The organism is Oleomonas cavernae (assembly GCF_003590945.1).
Lineage (GTDB): Bacteria > Pseudomonadota > Alphaproteobacteria > Zavarziniales > Zavarziniaceae > Zavarzinia > Zavarzinia cavernae.
In genome coordinates this window covers 1,465,688-1,480,129 of sequence record NZ_QYUK01000011.1, presented here as the reverse complement: position 1 = coordinate 1,480,129, position 14,442 = coordinate 1,465,688, and the positions used below count along the sequence as shown (strand labels likewise).

The 14,442-nt window shown below is 65.2% G+C and carries 18 protein-coding genes and 1 pseudogene; 17 read left to right on the top strand and 2 right to left on the bottom strand.

Going from position 1 to position 14,442, the window contains the following annotated elements; translation table 11 throughout:
* The first annotated feature begins 151 nt into the window (after positions 1–151).
* The gene (locus D3874_RS10790) at positions 152–427 is read left to right on the top strand and encodes a ribbon-helix-helix domain-containing protein (RefSeq protein WP_119778086.1); all 276 of its coding nucleotides are present in this window, start codon (positions 152–154) and stop codon (positions 425–427) included.
* Positions 411–758: a type II toxin-antitoxin system RelE/ParE family toxin gene (locus D3874_RS10785; RefSeq protein ID WP_119778085.1), complete on the top strand. Its 348-nt coding sequence runs from the start codon at positions 411–413 to the stop codon at positions 756–758. Before D3874_RS10790 ends, D3874_RS10785 begins: the two co-directional genes overlap by 17 nt.
* Positions 759–766: 8 nt before the next feature.
* On the opposite strand, the gene D3874_RS10780 is transcribed toward D3874_RS10785, so the two are convergent.
* Positions 767–1,153, bottom strand: coding sequence for a hypothetical protein (locus D3874_RS10780; RefSeq protein WP_119778084.1), 387 nt, complete (start codon positions 1,151–1,153; stop codon positions 767–769).
* Positions 1,154–1,165: 12 nt separating this feature from the next.
* Entirely contained in the window at positions 1,166–1,570 is a 405-nt protein-coding gene (locus D3874_RS10775; RefSeq protein ID WP_119778083.1) for a GFA family protein, read from the bottom strand.
* 149 nt (positions 1,571–1,719) lie between these two features.
* Between D3874_RS10775 and D3874_RS10770 the strand changes: the two genes are divergently transcribed.
* The 15 genes and pseudogenes from D3874_RS10770 (at position 1,720) to fabZ (ending at position 14,434) form a co-directional block, all read left to right on the top strand.
* Positions 1,720–2,013: a type II toxin-antitoxin system TacA family antitoxin gene (locus D3874_RS10770; protein ID WP_199699019.1), complete on the top strand. Its 294-nt coding sequence runs from the start codon at positions 1,720–1,722 to the stop codon at positions 2,011–2,013.
* A complete protein-coding gene (locus tag D3874_RS10765; RefSeq protein ID WP_119778082.1) occupies positions 2,010–2,507 on the top strand; it encodes a GNAT family N-acetyltransferase in 498 nt (165 codons plus the stop codon). The genes D3874_RS10770 and D3874_RS10765 overlap by 4 nt, the downstream gene beginning before the upstream one ends.
* 246 nt (positions 2,508–2,753) lie before the next feature.
* Positions 2,754–3,557, top strand: coding sequence for a 30S ribosomal protein S2 (gene rpsB, locus D3874_RS10760; protein WP_119778081.1), 804 nt, complete (start codon positions 2,754–2,756; stop codon positions 3,555–3,557).
* Positions 3,558–3,630: 73 nt separating this feature from the next.
* Positions 3,631–4,557, top strand: coding sequence for a translation elongation factor Ts (tsf, locus tag D3874_RS10755; protein WP_119778080.1), 927 nt, complete (start codon positions 3,631–3,633; stop codon positions 4,555–4,557).
* 154 nt (positions 4,558–4,711) lie between these two features.
* Positions 4,712–5,434, top strand: coding sequence for a UMP kinase (gene pyrH, locus D3874_RS10750; RefSeq protein WP_119778079.1), 723 nt, complete (start codon positions 4,712–4,714; stop codon positions 5,432–5,434).
* A 44-nt stretch (positions 5,435–5,478) separates the two neighbouring features.
* The gene (gene frr, locus D3874_RS10745) at positions 5,479–6,000 is read left to right on the top strand and encodes a ribosome recycling factor (protein ID WP_199699283.1); all 522 of its coding nucleotides are present in this window, start codon (positions 5,479–5,481) and stop codon (positions 5,998–6,000) included.
* Positions 6,001–6,031: 31 nt separating this feature from the next.
* On the top strand, positions 6,032–6,763 hold the full coding sequence (locus D3874_RS10740; protein WP_119778077.1) for an isoprenyl transferase: 732 nt from the start codon (positions 6,032–6,034) through the stop codon (positions 6,761–6,763).
* Between the two features lie 94 nt (positions 6,764–6,857).
* The gene (locus tag D3874_RS10735) at positions 6,858–7,595 is read left to right on the top strand and encodes a phosphatidate cytidylyltransferase (RefSeq protein WP_233559908.1); all 738 of its coding nucleotides are present in this window, start codon (positions 6,858–6,860) and stop codon (positions 7,593–7,595) included.
* Positions 7,595–8,766 (top strand): annotated as a pseudogene (locus tag D3874_RS10730) (1-deoxy-D-xylulose-5-phosphate reductoisomerase). Before D3874_RS10735 ends, D3874_RS10730 begins: the two are co-directional and overlap by 1 nt.
* Positions 8,767–8,852: 86 nt before the next feature.
* On the top strand, positions 8,853–9,998 hold the full coding sequence (gene rseP / locus D3874_RS10725) for an RIP metalloprotease RseP (protein WP_233559907.1): 1,146 nt from the start codon (positions 8,853–8,855) through the stop codon (positions 9,996–9,998).
* A 35-nt stretch (positions 9,999–10,033) separates the two neighbouring features.
* The gene (locus tag D3874_RS30215; protein ID WP_233559906.1) at positions 10,034–10,723 is read left to right on the top strand and encodes a POTRA domain-containing protein; all 690 of its coding nucleotides are present in this window, start codon (positions 10,034–10,036) and stop codon (positions 10,721–10,723) included.
* The gene (gene bamA / locus D3874_RS10720; RefSeq protein ID WP_233560192.1) at positions 10,642–12,354 is read left to right on the top strand and encodes an outer membrane protein assembly factor BamA; all 1,713 of its coding nucleotides are present in this window, start codon (positions 10,642–10,644) and stop codon (positions 12,352–12,354) included. Before D3874_RS30215 ends, bamA begins: the two co-directional genes overlap by 82 nt.
* The gene (locus D3874_RS10715) at positions 12,354–12,926 is read left to right on the top strand and encodes an OmpH family outer membrane protein (RefSeq protein WP_119778075.1); all 573 of its coding nucleotides are present in this window, start codon (positions 12,354–12,356) and stop codon (positions 12,924–12,926) included. Before bamA ends, D3874_RS10715 begins: the two co-directional genes overlap by 1 nt.
* Positions 12,880–13,962 carry a UDP-3-O-(3-hydroxymyristoyl)glucosamine N-acyltransferase gene (gene lpxD, locus D3874_RS10710; protein WP_119778074.1) on the top strand — a complete coding sequence of 361 codons (1,083 nt, stop codon included), beginning with the start codon at positions 12,880–12,882 and terminating at the stop codon, positions 13,960–13,962. Before D3874_RS10715 ends, lpxD begins: the two co-directional genes overlap by 47 nt.
* Positions 13,955–14,434: a 3-hydroxyacyl-ACP dehydratase FabZ gene (gene fabZ / locus D3874_RS10705; protein ID WP_119778073.1), complete on the top strand. Its 480-nt coding sequence runs from the start codon at positions 13,955–13,957 to the stop codon at positions 14,432–14,434. Before lpxD ends, fabZ begins: the two co-directional genes overlap by 8 nt.
* Positions 14,435–14,442: the final 8 nt, after the last annotated feature.

Sequence of the window (14,442 nt, the reverse complement as noted above, 5' to 3'; positions counted from 1 at the left end):
AATATCCCATTGCCGCTCGAAGTCGAACTGCCCGAGCGGTTTGCCGTGAGCCCGGCGGTCTCATGAAATTTCAAGGCGACGACAGGCGTGGAGCAGGCGATGGAACGGTGGCCATGTTGACCATGGTACTACCTGGTAGCATCATGGCGGCATGACCATCAAATCATCGGTTTCCCTGACGGATGAACAATATGCCTTCGCCAAGGCATTGGTGGAGGCTGGTCGTTACTCGAGCGTGAGCGCCGTGTTGCAACAGGGGGTCGACCTCCTGCGGCAGCGGATTGACGACGACGAACTGGACCGCAGAGCGTTGCGAAAGATCCTCGAACCCCGTCTGAACGGCCCCTTCATCAGCGGGGCACAGATGGACGAGCGGATTGCGGCGCTGATCAAGGCAAAACGCCGGGCTCATGGCATTGAGGATTGAATTCTCTGCCTGGGCCGAGAGGGACTTCGACCTTATCCTTACCCATCTGTTCGATAGCTACCGCAGCCTCGGCGAAACCGCGGCGTCCGCTCTCGATCATGCAGGTGCTCGCACCACCGAAATTCGTGCCGCTGCTGAACGCATCCTGGCCGCACCCCATCGGGGTACAATGCACGATGACATTCTTCCCGGGCTGCGACACCTGACGATCGAGCGGGCCATCTATTGGTTCCGGATCGATGAGCCGAGGCAAATCGTGCAAGTGATCGGGGTGTTCTTTGGCGGCCAGGATCACGTCCGCCGGATGTATGCACGCCTGCTGGAAGGATGAGGGGGCCGCTACGCGTCGTAGTCCCTGGTCCCTGTGCACGCCGGCGCATCGGGGCACCCCCAGTAGAACCCCGGCCCGCGTTCGTTGGCTTTGAGATCCATCGGCCGGCCGCATTTGGGGCAGGGCAGGGGTTCGCGGATGCCGGCCGGGATGCCGGGTTCCCGGTTGCCCCGGCCCTGGGCGAAGAACAGCACGGCGCCGGCCACCACGACACCGCCGGCGATGGCGGCGATGTCATTGGTGGGATCGATCCCGCCGTGATGGGAACAGGCACCGGTGCTGCCGATCGAGGGCGAGTTCCAGCCGTCCTGGCAATCGGGCGGCCCCAACAGCCACCCGACCAGGGCCCAGGTGGCGATACCAGCGGCCGGTGCGACAAGGTATCGCCGTTTCATTGGGGGCTGCGCCTAACCCGGCAGCCGTTCGAAGGAAAGCATCCCCTCCGGGATCACATGATAGGGCTGCTTGTCGACCGTATAGATCGCCATCTGCGGGCCGGCGAAGGCGCTGGGATCGTCCAGCGTGCCGACCTTGACGATCAAGGCGGGGAAGCCGGGCGGGCGGGTCACCACATGGGTGCCGCATTCGGCGCAGAACTCCCGGGTCACCGGATGCTCCAGGTCCTTGCGGGTGAACTGCTTGGGTGTCCCCTTGGTGTAGGAGAAGCCCTTGATCGGCATGGCAATGAAGAAATTCGGCCCGCCGCCCGCGATATACTGGCATTCGCGGCAATGGCACTGGGCCTGCATCATCGGCTCGCCCTCGGCCACATAGCGCAACGCGCCGCAGTAACAGCCACCTTCCAGTTTCATGAAATCCTCCTCGTTGACGGCGGATAGGATCCGCTCTCGGCCACTTGGCCATGGTAAATGGATCATCCTCCCACTGTCGAGGCGCGTCCGGCCGCGAATATCATCGCTGTAATGACGGTGACGTTACGCTATGCTAGGCTAATCGCCTGATGGAGGACGTCATGTCTGTGAAGCCTGCCAAGCGCGACACGCTGAATATCCGCATCAAACCGGAGGAACGCGGGCTGATCGACCGGGCGGCGCAGGCCGAGGGCCGGACCCGCACCGATTTCATTCTGGATGCCGCCCGGCGCGCCGCCGAGGAGGCGCTGCTGGACCGCACGGCGCTGACTGCCAGCCCGGAGGCTTACGCAGAATTCCTGAAGCGGCTCGATGCGCCGCCGCAGCCCAACGAGCGGCTGGAACGGACCATGAAAACCCCGGCGCCGTGGGACGGGATTTGACGCTTTCGGCGCCCGAAGTTCTTGGCAGCGGCCATGCGGTTACCGGGTTCAATTCGGGCGTGGCGTCGCTTGATGATTGGCTGAAGCGGCGCGCGCTGGCCAACCAGGCCAGCGGGGCGACGCGAACCTACGTCACTTGTGCAGATGGCAGGGTTGTCGGCTACTACGCCTTGGCGTCAGGTTCGGTGAACGTGACGGCGGCCCCTGGCCGATTCCGGCGCAATATGCCGGACCCGATTCCCATAGTTCTTCTGGCCAGGTTGGCGGTCGACCAATCCTGCCGGGGGCAGGGCCTTGGGCGGGCGCTGTTTCGCGACGCCGCTTTGCGAGTCATCAATGCGGCCGACGCGATCGGCATTCGCGGGATCGTCGTTCATGCGATCTCCGAGGAAGCCAAGGCTTTCTACATCGCGCTGGGTTTCGATCCGTCGCCCCTGGAACCGATGACGCTTCTGATAACGCTGGGCGACCTCATGGCGAGTGCTCAGCGATGAACGGCCGTATGCATTGTATCGATTCTTCGGCGGACAGGACCTCTTCCGCCGTATGCTCGCCCGGTTGCCCGAGGGCTGAGGCCCTTATCGCCACCTAGATCATTCTTGCTTTCGGCGCGCATCCGGGTAATAGCCCGGCCATTCCTCACGTGGGTTTGCGGCTGCGGATTGGTTCCGCCGTCGCTCCGGTGTCCGGATTTCCGGACGACACCCACGGCGGCTAAACCGGAAAAGGTTAAGACTATCATGGCACTGCCTTCGTTCACTATGCGCCAGCTCCTGGAAGCCGGCGTCCACTTCGGCCACCAGACTCACCGTTGGAACCCGCGCATGGCGCCGTTCCTGTTCGGCGTGCGCAACAACGTCCACATCATCGATCTGGGCCAGACGGTGCCGATGCTGCACCGCGCCCTGCAGGCGATCCGCGACGTGACCGCCGGCGGCGGCCGTGTCCTCTTCGTGGGCACCAAGCGCCAGGCGGCGCAGCCGATCGCCGATGCGGCGGCCCGTTGCGGCCAGTACTACGTCAACCATCGCTGGCTCGGCGGCATGCTGACCAACTGGAAGACCATTTCCAACTCGATCAAGCGGCTGAAGACCCTCGAGGAGCAGCTCGGCGGCGAAGCCCTGGGCCTGACCAAGAAGGAACAGCTGAACCTGCAGCGCGAGAAGGAAAAGCTCGAGCGCGCGCTGGGCGGCATCAAGGAAATGGGCGGCCTGCCGGACATCCTGTTCATCATCGACACGAACAAGGAAGACATCGCCGTTCAGGAAGCCAACAAGCTGGGCATCCCGGTGGTTGCGATCGTCGACTCCAATTCGAGCCCGGTCGGCATCACCTATCCGATCCCCGGCAATGACGATGCCCTGCGCGCCGTCAGCATCTATTGCGACCTGGTCGCCCGCTCGGTTCTCGACGGCATCCAGGCCGAACTGACCGCGGCCGGCGTCGATGTCGGCGAGACCGCCGAGCTCGACGAGGCGATTGCCGAAGACGCGCCCATCGTGGCCGAGGAAGCGGCTGCCGAGGAGACCCAGGCCCAGGCCTGAGCCCTCCCTCCTACCGGCCGCTGACCGCGGCCGGTAGTTCCAGCACGACTGATTATTTCGAAAGGTTGATCCGATGGCTGAGATTTCAGCGGCACTGGTGAAAGACCTGCGCACCAAGACCGGCGCCGGCATGATGGACTGCAAGAAGGCGCTGGCCGAAAACGGTGGCGACATCGAGCAGGCGATCGACTGGCTGCGCAAGAAGGGCCTGTCCCAGGCCGCCAAGAAGGCCGACCGCGTCGCGGCCGAGGGCCTGGTCGGTGTCGCTGCCGCCGGCACCAAGGCAGCGGTGATCGAGGTCAATTCCGAGACCGACTTCATCGCCCGCAACCCGGCGTTCCAGTCCTTCGTGGCGACCGCCGCCAAGGTCGCGATCGAGGCTGGCTCGGACATTGCCGCCATTGCCGCCGCCGCCTATCCCGGCTCGGCCAAGACGGTTGCCGAAGAGCTGACCCACCTGATCGCCACGATCGGCGAGAACATGCAGCTTCGCCGCGCCGAAGTGCTGGCCGTGTCGCAGGGCGTCGTCTCGTCCTACATCCACTCGGCCACCGCGCCGGGCCTGGGCCGCATCGGCGTGCTCGTGGCGCTCGAATCGGCGGCCCCGGCCGACAAGCTCGAAGGCCTGGGCAAGCAGATCGCCATGCACATCGCCGCGACCAACCCGGCCTCGCTCGATGTCGCCTCGCTCGACCAGGCGCTGGTCGCCCGCGAGCGCGACGTGCTGAGCGAGCAGGCCCGCGCCTCGGGCAAGCCCGAGAACATCATCGAGAAGATGATCGACGGCCGCATCCGCAAGTACTACGAGGAAGTCGTGCTCCTGGAGCAGGTCTTCGTCATGGACGGCGAGACCAAGGTTGCCAAGGCGGTCGAGAATGCCGCCAAGGAATTTGGCGCCCCCATCAAGGTGACCGGCTTCGTGCGCTATGCACTGGGCGAAGGCATCGAGAAGCAGCAGAGCGATTTCGCTGCCGAGGTTGCCGCCCAGGCGGGCCGCTGATCCCGCGACGATCAAGGCCCGGCGCTGCAAGGCGCCGGGCCTTTTTCATGCCTCACGCTGCCCGGTTGGCCGTCAGCCGACCAGATGCTATACCCCGTGACCAGCCCAGCCGCCCGGCCCGGGCCGGAAACGCCGTGCCCGGAAGCCCGACGCCATGCCGACGACCTTGCCGAAATTCCGCCGCATCCTGCTCAAGGTCTCGGGCGAGGCCTTGATGGGCTCGCAGGCCTATGGGCTGGACATGCCCACCGTCGACCGCATCGCGGCCGACATCAAGGGGGTCTACGACCTGGGCATCGAGGTCTGCCTGGTCATCGGCGGCGGCAACATCTTCCGCGGCCTGTCGGTGGCGGCGCGCGGCATGGAACGGGCGACGGCCGACTATATGGGCATGCTGGCCACGGTGATGAACGGCCTCGCCCTGCAGAATTCGCTGGAGCGCATGGGGCTGCAGACGCGCGTGATCTCGGCCATTCCCATGACCTCGGTGGCCGAGCCCTATATCCGCCGCCGGGCCATCCGCCACATGGAAAAGGGGCGGGTGGTGATCTTCGCTGCCGGCACCGGCAACCCGTTCTTCACCACCGACACCGCTGCGACCCTGCGCGCCGCCGAGATGGGCTGCGACGCCATGCTGAAGGGCACCCAGGTCGACGGCGTCTATTCGGCCGATCCCAAGCGCGACCCCAAGGCGGTGCGCTTCGACGAGCTGACCTATCACGATGTCTTGAGCCTGGACCTGAAGGTCATGGATGCTTCGGCGATCGCGCTGGCGCGCGAGAATCGTATTCCGATCCTGGTGTTCTCGCTCAGCGAACCCGTCGTCTCGGTCCTGCGGGGCGAGGCCAAGTCCACGATCATCAGGGAAAGGGAGTAGTACCCGTGTCCGACGAGCCGGATCTCGATACCATCGAACGCCGCATGCGCGGTGCCGTCGAAAGCCTGAAGCATGAATTCGCCGGCCTGCGCACCGGCCGCGCCTCGCCCACCTTGCTCGACCCGATCGTGGTCGAGGCCTATGGCGCGCAGATGCCGATCAACCAGTTGGGTTCGGTCTCGATCCCCGAGCCGCGGATGCTGTCGGTCTCGGTCTGGGACAAGAGCATGGTCGGCCTCGTCGACAAGGCCATCCGCAACGCTGGGCTGGGGGTGAACCCCGTGGTCGACGGCACGCTGATCCGCATTCCGATCCCCGAGCTGAACCAGGAACGCCGCCAGGAAATGGTCAAGCTGGCCTCGAAATACACCGAGCAGGCCCGGGTCGCCGTGCGCAATGTGCGCCGCGATGGCATGGACCAGCTCAAAAAGCTCGAAAAAGACGGCAAAATTTCAGAGGACGACCATAAGATCTACGCCGACGAGGTCCAGTCTATGACGGACAAGACGATCGGCGAGATCGACCAGCTCCTTGGCTCCAAGGAAAGGGAAATCCTGCACGTCTGATGTCGCAGCCTTCCAGCCCCGTGTGAGAGCCATGAAGCCGGCCGTTGAAATAGTAGGCGCCCAAGTGCCCCGCCACGTTGCCGTCATCATGGATGGCAACGGGCGCTGGGCCAAGGCGCGCCTGTTGCCGCGCATCATCGGCCATCAGCGCGGCTCGGACGCGGTCAGGCGGGTGGTCGAGGCGGCGGCGGATTTCGGCATCGAATATCTGACGCTCTATGCCTTCTCGTCGGAGAACTGGAAGCGCCCGATGGACGAGGTCGGCGACCTCATGGGGCTGTTGCGCCTGTACCTGCGCCGCGACCTGGCCGAGCTGCATGCCAATGGCGTGCGGCTGAAGGTGATCGGCGATCGCCAGCGGCTGCCCGCCGACCTCATGGGCCTGATCGAACAGGCCGAGACCCAGACGCGGGCCAACCAGCGCCTGACCGTAACCTTGGCCATCTCCTATGGCGGCCAGGACGAAATCGTCAACGCGGCCCGCCGGCTGGCGCAGGAAGCGGCGGCCGGCCAGCTCGACCCGGCGACCATCGACTGCAACCTGTTTGCCAGCCGCCTGGAGACCGCGGGCATTCCAGATCCCGACCTCGTCATCCGCACTTCGGGGGAAAAGCGGCTGTCGAACTTCCTGCTGTGGCAGGCGGCCTATGCCGAATTCGTCTTCGTGGACACGCTGTGGCCGGATTTCGGCCGCGACGAGCTGATGTCGGCGATTCGCGAATTCCAGGCCCGCGATCGCCGCTTCGGGGCGCGCAAAGAGTAGCTACGGATCACATGGGGGAGAGCCGATCATCGAGACCAAGCCGCGCAAAGGCAGCGACCTGCGCATCCGCATTCTGTCCGGCGTGGTGTTGGCGGTGGTCGGCCTTGTCTGCGTGCATTTCGGCGAGCCGTGGTTCACCGCGCTGGTGATGGTCGTCGCCCTGCTGATGATCTACGAGTGGAACCGCATCGTCGACGGTTTCGGCCTGGGGCCGACGTTTTCGATCCATGCCCCGGTCATCGTGGTGGTTCTTCTGGCCGGGGCCTATGGGGAATACCGGTTCGGCCTGGCCCTGATCGCTTCGGGTGCGCTGGCCGGCTTTGTCGCCGCCGTGCTGCGCAAGCAGGAACGGCTATGGCCGACGCTGGCCGTGCCCTACATCGGCCTGCCCTGTCTCGCCATGCTGTGGCTGCGCTACGACGCCGCGACCGGTACCGCGCTGGTCTACTGGCTGCTGGCCTCGATCTGGGCGACCGATACCGGCGCCTATGTCGCCGGCCGCTCGATCGGCGGCCCCAAGCTGGCGCCCCGGATCAGCCCCAAGAAGACCTGGGCGGGCCTGATCGGCGGGGTTGTCGCGGCGACGGTGGCGGGCGGCCTAACGGCCTGGGCGGTCGAATTGCCGCGGCCCGTGGTGTTTGGCGCCATCAGTGGCATGATCGGGGCGTGGAGTCAGGTCGGCGACCTGAGCGAAAGCGCGGTAAAGCGCCATTTCGGCGTCAAGGATTCGAGCAACCTGATCCCCGGTCACGGCGGTTTCCTGGACCGCCTGGACGGCCTGTTGTTCGCGGCGCCGGTGGCGGCCGCCGCGGTGCTGCTGGGTGCCCTGTGATGCAGAAACGACGGCTCTCGGTCTTGGGCTCGACCGGCTCGGTCGGCACCAGCACGCTCGACCTGATCGCGCGCAACCCCGACCAGTTCGAGGTGGTGGCCCTGGTCGCCCACCGCCGGCTCGACCTGTTGATTGAGCAGGCCCGCCGCTTCCTGCCCGAATTCGTGGTCAGCGCCGACGAGTCCGCCCTGGCCCCCCTGCGCGAGGCGCTGGCCGGGACCAATATCAAGGTCGGGGCCGGGGCGGGGGCCGTGATCGAGGCGGCCGATTATCCCAGCGACATGGTCATGGCGGCGATCGTCGGTGCAGCGGGCTTGGCGTCCACCCTGGCGGCGGTGCGCCGGGGCGCCATCGTGGCCCTGGCCAACAAGGAAAGCCTGGTCTGCGCCGGCCATATCGTCATGGCCGCGGTGGCCCGGCACGGCGCCACCCTGCTGCCGGTCGACTCCGAGCACAATGCGATCTTCCAGGTCTTCGACGAGGCCCGGCGCGACAAGATCAGCCGCCTGATCCTGACCGCCTCGGGCGGCCCGTTCCGCTCGGCCGACCGCGAAGCCATGGCCCAGGCAACGCCCGCGGAGGCGGTCGCCCATCCCAACTGGACCATGGGCGCCAAGATCTCGGTCGACTCGGCGACCATGATGAACAAGGGCCTGGAATTGATCGAGGCGCACCATCTGTTCGCCATGCCGGGCGAACAGATCGATATCCTGGTGCATCCCCAGTCGGTGATCCACAGCCTGGTCGAATATGTCGACGGCTCGGTGCTGGCGCAGTTGGGCAGCCCCGACATGCGCGTGCCCATCGCCTATGCCCTGGCCTGGCCCGATCGCATGGCGACGCCGGTGACCCGCCTCGACCTTGCCGCAATTTCGCGCCTGACCTTCGAACCGCCTGATCCGCAACGCTTTCCAGCACTTCGGATCGCCCGCCACGCCTTGCAATGCGGGGGGCCGCCCCTACTATCCTGAATGCTGCAAACGAGATTGCCGTCGCCGCATTTCTGGACGGGCGGATCGGCTTCCTTGATGTCGCCCGCGTCGTCGAACAGGTGCTCGACGACTGCTCGGGCGAGATCGGCGCCGATAGCCTCGACGAGATTCTGGCGGCCGATGGCCTGGCCAGGCGCCGGGCGGACACGGCGGTTGCCGGCGTATCGGCGATAGGGTGAACGGCCGGCGGCGTGCGCAAACGCATGGCGGCGGTCGATAAAAACGGGGGGCGCGCCGGCGGCGTGCGCAGGAAAGGTAATCTTCGTTGGGCGAATTCTTCTCCGGCATCGGGACATCGCTGCACACGATCTTCTTCTTCATCGTGGCGATCTCGGCCCTCGTTTCGGTCCATGAATACGGCCACTTCTGGGTTGCCCGCCGCTGCGGCGTGCGCGTCGAGGTGTTTTCCATCGGTTTCGGCCGGGAACTGATCGGCTGGAACGATCGCCACGGCACCCGCTGGCGTATTTCCGCCTTGCCGCTGGGCGGCTATGTGCGGTTCTTCGGCGATGCCGACGCCGCCTCCGCGCGGCAGGTCGATGCCAGCGAACTTTCGCCGGCCGAGCGGCGCGTGACCTACCAGGGGCAGAGCGTGGGCCGCCGCGCCATGATCGCGGCCGCCGGCCCCCTGGCCAATTTCGTGCTGGCCGTGGTCCTGTTCTTTGCGATTTTCGTCACGCTGGGGCAGCGCTTTACCGCCCCGGTGGCCGATCGCATTCAGCCGGGAAGTGCGGCCGAGGCGGCGGGCGTTCACGCCGGCGACCGCTTCCTTGCCATAGACGGCCGGTCGATCGAATCCTTCGAGGACCTGGCGCTGAAGATGCGCCTCAATCAGGGGACGCCGGTCGAGGTGACGCTCGATCGGGCCGGGCAGCGCCTGGAACTCACCATCACCCCCACCATCACCGAGGTCGACAACGGCCAGGGCGGAAAGCAGAAGATCGGCATTCTGGGGGTCGTCTCGACCCGTACCGAGTTCAAGGAACGAGGGTTTTTTGAATCGATCCGCTACGCCGTCCGCGAAGTGGGCACGGTGGTGGACGTGACCGCCACCGCCGTCGGCCAGATGGTCGCAGGCACCCGCGGGACCGAGGAATTGGGCGGTCCCCTGCGAATCGCCGACATGTCGGGGCGCGTGGCACGGCAGAGTCTTGCCGATTTTATCTGGCTCGTCGCCGCACTTTCCGTAAACCTGGGCTTGTTCAACCTGTTGCCGGTCCCCATGCTGGACGGCGGGCACTTGTTGTTCTATGCGTTTGAGGCCATTCGCGGTCGGCCGCTCGGGGAACGGATTCAGGAGTTCGGATTCCGTATCGGTCTTGCGATGGTGCTGAGTTTGATGGTGTTTGCGACCTGGAACGATCTCGTTCAGCTCCGGGTCGTTCAATTCATCAGCCAGCTTTTCACTTGATCGGCGACGACAGAGGGAGTTGCGGCGTGTCCTCAATGTTGCGCGTTGCGCGTCGGTTTGTTGGGCCGGCATCGCTGGCGGTTGGACTGGTAGCGGCGCCGTTGGCGCAGGCACAGCAGACGGAAACAGGCGCCGAGCTATCGGGGCCGGTGGTATCCGCCATCCGCGTTGAAGGCAATCAGCGCGTCGAGCCGGAAACCGTTGTCTCCTACATGACCATCCGCGCGGGCGAGCGGTTCGATCCGGTCAAGATCGACCAGTCGCTGAAGGCGCTCTATGGCACCGGCCTGTTCGGCGACGTGCAGATCAGGGCCGAGGGCAACGACCTGATCGTCTCGGTGGTGGAAAACCCGATCATCAACCGCGTCGTGCTCGAGGGGAACAGCAAGCTCTCCGAAGACCAGTTGACCAAGGAATTGCAGGTCAAGCCGCGCGCGATCTTCACCCGTTCCAAGGTCCAGTCCGACGTCCAGCGCATGCTGGAACTCTATCGCCGGGCCGGCCGTTTCGCCGCCACGATCGAGCCCAAGATCATTCAACTGCCGCAGAACCGCGTCGATCTCGTCTTCGAAATCAACGAAGGCCCCTCGACCGGGTGGAGCGGATCAGCTTCATCGGCAACAAGGCGTTCAGCGACGGCGATTTGCGCGAGGTCGTGGCGACGCGGGAATCCCGCTGGTACCGCTTCTTCACGTCCGAGGACAATTACGACCCGGACCGCATGACCTATGACCGGGAGCTGCTGCGCAAGCACTACCTGACCAACGGCTATGCCGATTTCCGCGTGCTCTCGTCCGTCGCCGACCTGACGGCCGAGCGCGATGCCTTCTTCATCACCTTCACGGTCGACGAGGGCGAGATCTACCAGTTCGGCAAGATCGACATCGAGAGCCGCATCCGCGACCTGGTGCCGGACGAGTTGCGCGACAAGCTGCTGACCACCGAGGGCGAGACCTACAACGCCGAATTGATCGAAAAGACGATCGACCGGCTGACCGACGCCGCCGGCAACCTGGGCTATGCCTTCGTCGACATCCGGCCGGTGCTGAAGCGTGACCGCGAGACGCACACGGTTTCGATCACCTTCCAGATCAACGAAGCGCCGCGCGTCTATGTCGAGCGCATCAACATCACCGGCAACGTCCGCACCCTGGACGAGGTGATCCGGCGCGAGTTCCGCCTGTCGGAGGGCGATGCCTTCAACACGGCGAAGAAGGAACGCTCGAAGCAGCGCCTGACCGCGCTCGGCTTCTTCGAGAAGGTCGACATCACCCAGGTGCCGGGCTCGTCGCCCGACCGCACCGTGATGAACGTCGACGTGCAGGAAAAGTCCACGGGCGAGCTGCAGCTCGGCGCCGGCTACTCGACCTCGGAAGGCGTGATCGGCGAAGTCAGCATTCGCGAGCGTAACCTGCTCGGTCGGGGCCAGGACATTCGCCTGGCCGGCAGCCTGTCGCAGAAGCGCACGCAGGTCGACTTCGGCTTCACCGAACCCTATTTCCTGGGCCGCAACGTCGCCGCCGGTATCGACCTGTTCAATATCGACCGCGACTACCAGGACGAAGCGGGCTATGACCTGCGGCGTATCGGCGGGTCCTTGCGGGCGGGCTTCCAGATCTCCGAATTCCTGCGCATGACCACGCGCTATACCCTGCGGCAGGACGAAATCAGCAATGTCGACGCGCTGGCGTCCAGCGTTGTCAAGGAGACGGCAGAGGAAGGCGCTCTCGTGACGTCGCTGGTCGGCTATGTCTTGGCCTACGATCGCCGTGACCGCCCGTCTCGTCCGACCGACGGCTACTATCTGTTCTTTGGGCAGGACTTCGCGGGCCTGGGCGGCGACGTTTCGTATGTTCGCTCCACCGCCGGCGCCAACTACTACTACCCGGTCACCGACGAAATCGTTTTCTCGCTCTCGGGCGAGGCTGGTTATATCGCCGGCATCGAAAACGACAACGTTCGGCTGAACGACCGCTTCGATGTCGGCGGCCAGAACTTCCGCGGCTTCAAGGATTCCGGCATTGGCCCGCGCGACGGTATTACCCGCGACGCTCTGGGCGGCAATATCTATGCCATTGGCAGCGTCGAACTGAGCTTCCCGCTGGGCCTGCCGGAGGAGTACGGTATTCGCGCCAGCGTCTTTAGCGATTTCGGTACGCTTTACGGCATTGACAAGGAGGAAGTGCCCACTGGTGTCGCTCTGTTGAACGACAAATCGTTGCGCGCCTCGGCGGGTGTCGGCATCTCCTGGGACTCGCCGTTCGGGCCGATCCGCGTCGACCTCGCGATGCCAATCGTCAAGGAAAAGTATGACGAAAGTCAGAACTTCCGCTTCAGCTTCGGGACCAAGTTCTGATGACCATGAATCGCATCAAGGCCGCGCTGTTCGGCGCCGTTCTGTCCACCGGCGTTCTCGCCGGTCCGGCCTCGCCGGCCCTGGCCGAGACCTTTCCCGAGGCGGTCCCGCTGATTGTCGACTATCAGCGGCTGCAGACGGATTCCAAGGCGTCGCGCGATGTCGGGCGGCAGCTTCAGGTCGTCCGCGACAAGTTCGAGAAAGAGATCGCCAAGGAGCAGCAGGCGCTGCAGGCCGAGCAGACCAAGCTGCGCGCCGCCTGGGAAAAGCTTTCGCCGGCTGAGCGCGAAAAGCGCCAGAAGGCGTTCGAGGACAAGGTCGCCGCCGCCCAGCGCAAGGCCCAGGCCAGCAACAAGGCCTTGACCGAGGCCCTGGACAGCGCCGGGGCGAAGGTGCGCGAGGCCCTGGTGCCGATCTTCAGCGAGTTGATGACGTCGCGCGGCGCCAATGTCCTGCTCGGCACCAGCGAGGTGCTCTATTTCGATCCGCGGCTCGAGATCACGAACGAAGTGCTGGCCCAGTTGGATGCCAAGCTGCCCTCGATCAAGGTCGACGTGCCGCCTGTGCAATGATCGTGGCCCAGCCTCGTTTTTTCGTCGCAAGGGGCCTTTCCGCTTAAGCGAGCTGTGTGCGCTGACCGGCACCGATCTGGCCGATGGCGCTGACGCCGATATCAGTGTCGTGGGCGCGGCCCCGCTCGAATGGGCGGATGCCGGCCATATCACCTATGTCGAGTCGCCGAAGTATTTCGACGCCTTGACCCAGACCAAGGCGCGGGCCTGCATCATCCCCAAGCGGTTTGCGGACAGGGCGCCGCGGGCGATCGCCCTGGTGCTGGCCGATCGCCCGGCAATCGCCTATGCCCGGGTGGCCCAGGCGTTTCACCCCCGGCGTTGCGCGACCCCGGGTATCGCCGCCACGGCGGTCGTCGACGCCACGGCAAGCCTCGGCGATGGTTGCGAGATCGGCCCCGGCGCGGTGATCGGGGCGGAGGCCCGCCTGGGCCGCGGCTGCGTGGTCGAAGCCAATGCGGTGATCGGGCACCATGTGGTGCTGGGGGACGAGGTCGTGGTCGGTCCTTCGGCCTCGATCCGCTATGCCCTGATCGGCGCCCGCTGCACTGTTCACGCGGGGGCCCGGATCGGCGAGGACGGTTTCGGCTTCGTGCCCAATCCGCCGGTCGGGCACCTGCGCATTCCCCAGATCGGCCGGGTGGTGATCGGCGACGACGTCGAGGTCGGCGCCAATAGCTGCATCGATCGCGGCGTCTATGGTGATACACGCATCGGCGACGGCACGATCATCGACAACGTCGTCCAGATCGGCCACAACGTCACCCTGGGGCGCGGTTGTATCCTGGCGGCCAAGGTCGGCCTTTCCGGCTCGTGCAAGGTTGGGGATTTCGTCGCGTTCGGTGGGGCGGTCGGGGTTGCCGATCATGTGAACATCGGCAGCGGCGCGCGTATCGCCGCCCACGCCGGCGTAATGCGTGATGTGGCAGCGGGCGAAACGGTCGGCGGGGCGCCGGCCAAGCCGATCAAGAAGTGGTTCCGCGAGGTCGCGACCTTGTCGCAGCTCGCCAGGCGCAAGGGGGAAGATAATGGCTGAGGCCGAAGAGAGCGGTAAGGCGACGCTCGAAGCCGTCGACGTAATGCGGATCATGGAGATGATCCCGCACCGCTATCCGATGTTGCTGGTCGATCGGGTGATCGAGCTCAAAGGTGGCGAGAGCGCCACCGGCATCAAGAACGTCACGATCAACGAGCCGTTCTTCCAGGGGCATTTCCCGGGCCATCCGGTCATGCCCGGCGTGCTGATCGTCGAGGCCATGGCCCAGACCTCGGGCATCGTCGTGATCCAGGGCCTCGGCCCGGCGACGTCGGGCAGGGGTCGTCTCGTCTATTTCATGTCGATCGATGAATGCCGTTTCCGCAAGCCGGTGCTGCCGGGCGATCAAATGATGATCCATGTCGCGAAGGAACGGCATCGCGGCAACGTTTGGAAGTTCAAGTGCGAAGCCAAGGTCGCCGGGGCGCTGGTGGCGGAAGCGATCGTCACCGCCATGATCGTCGACCGCTGAGGAGAACC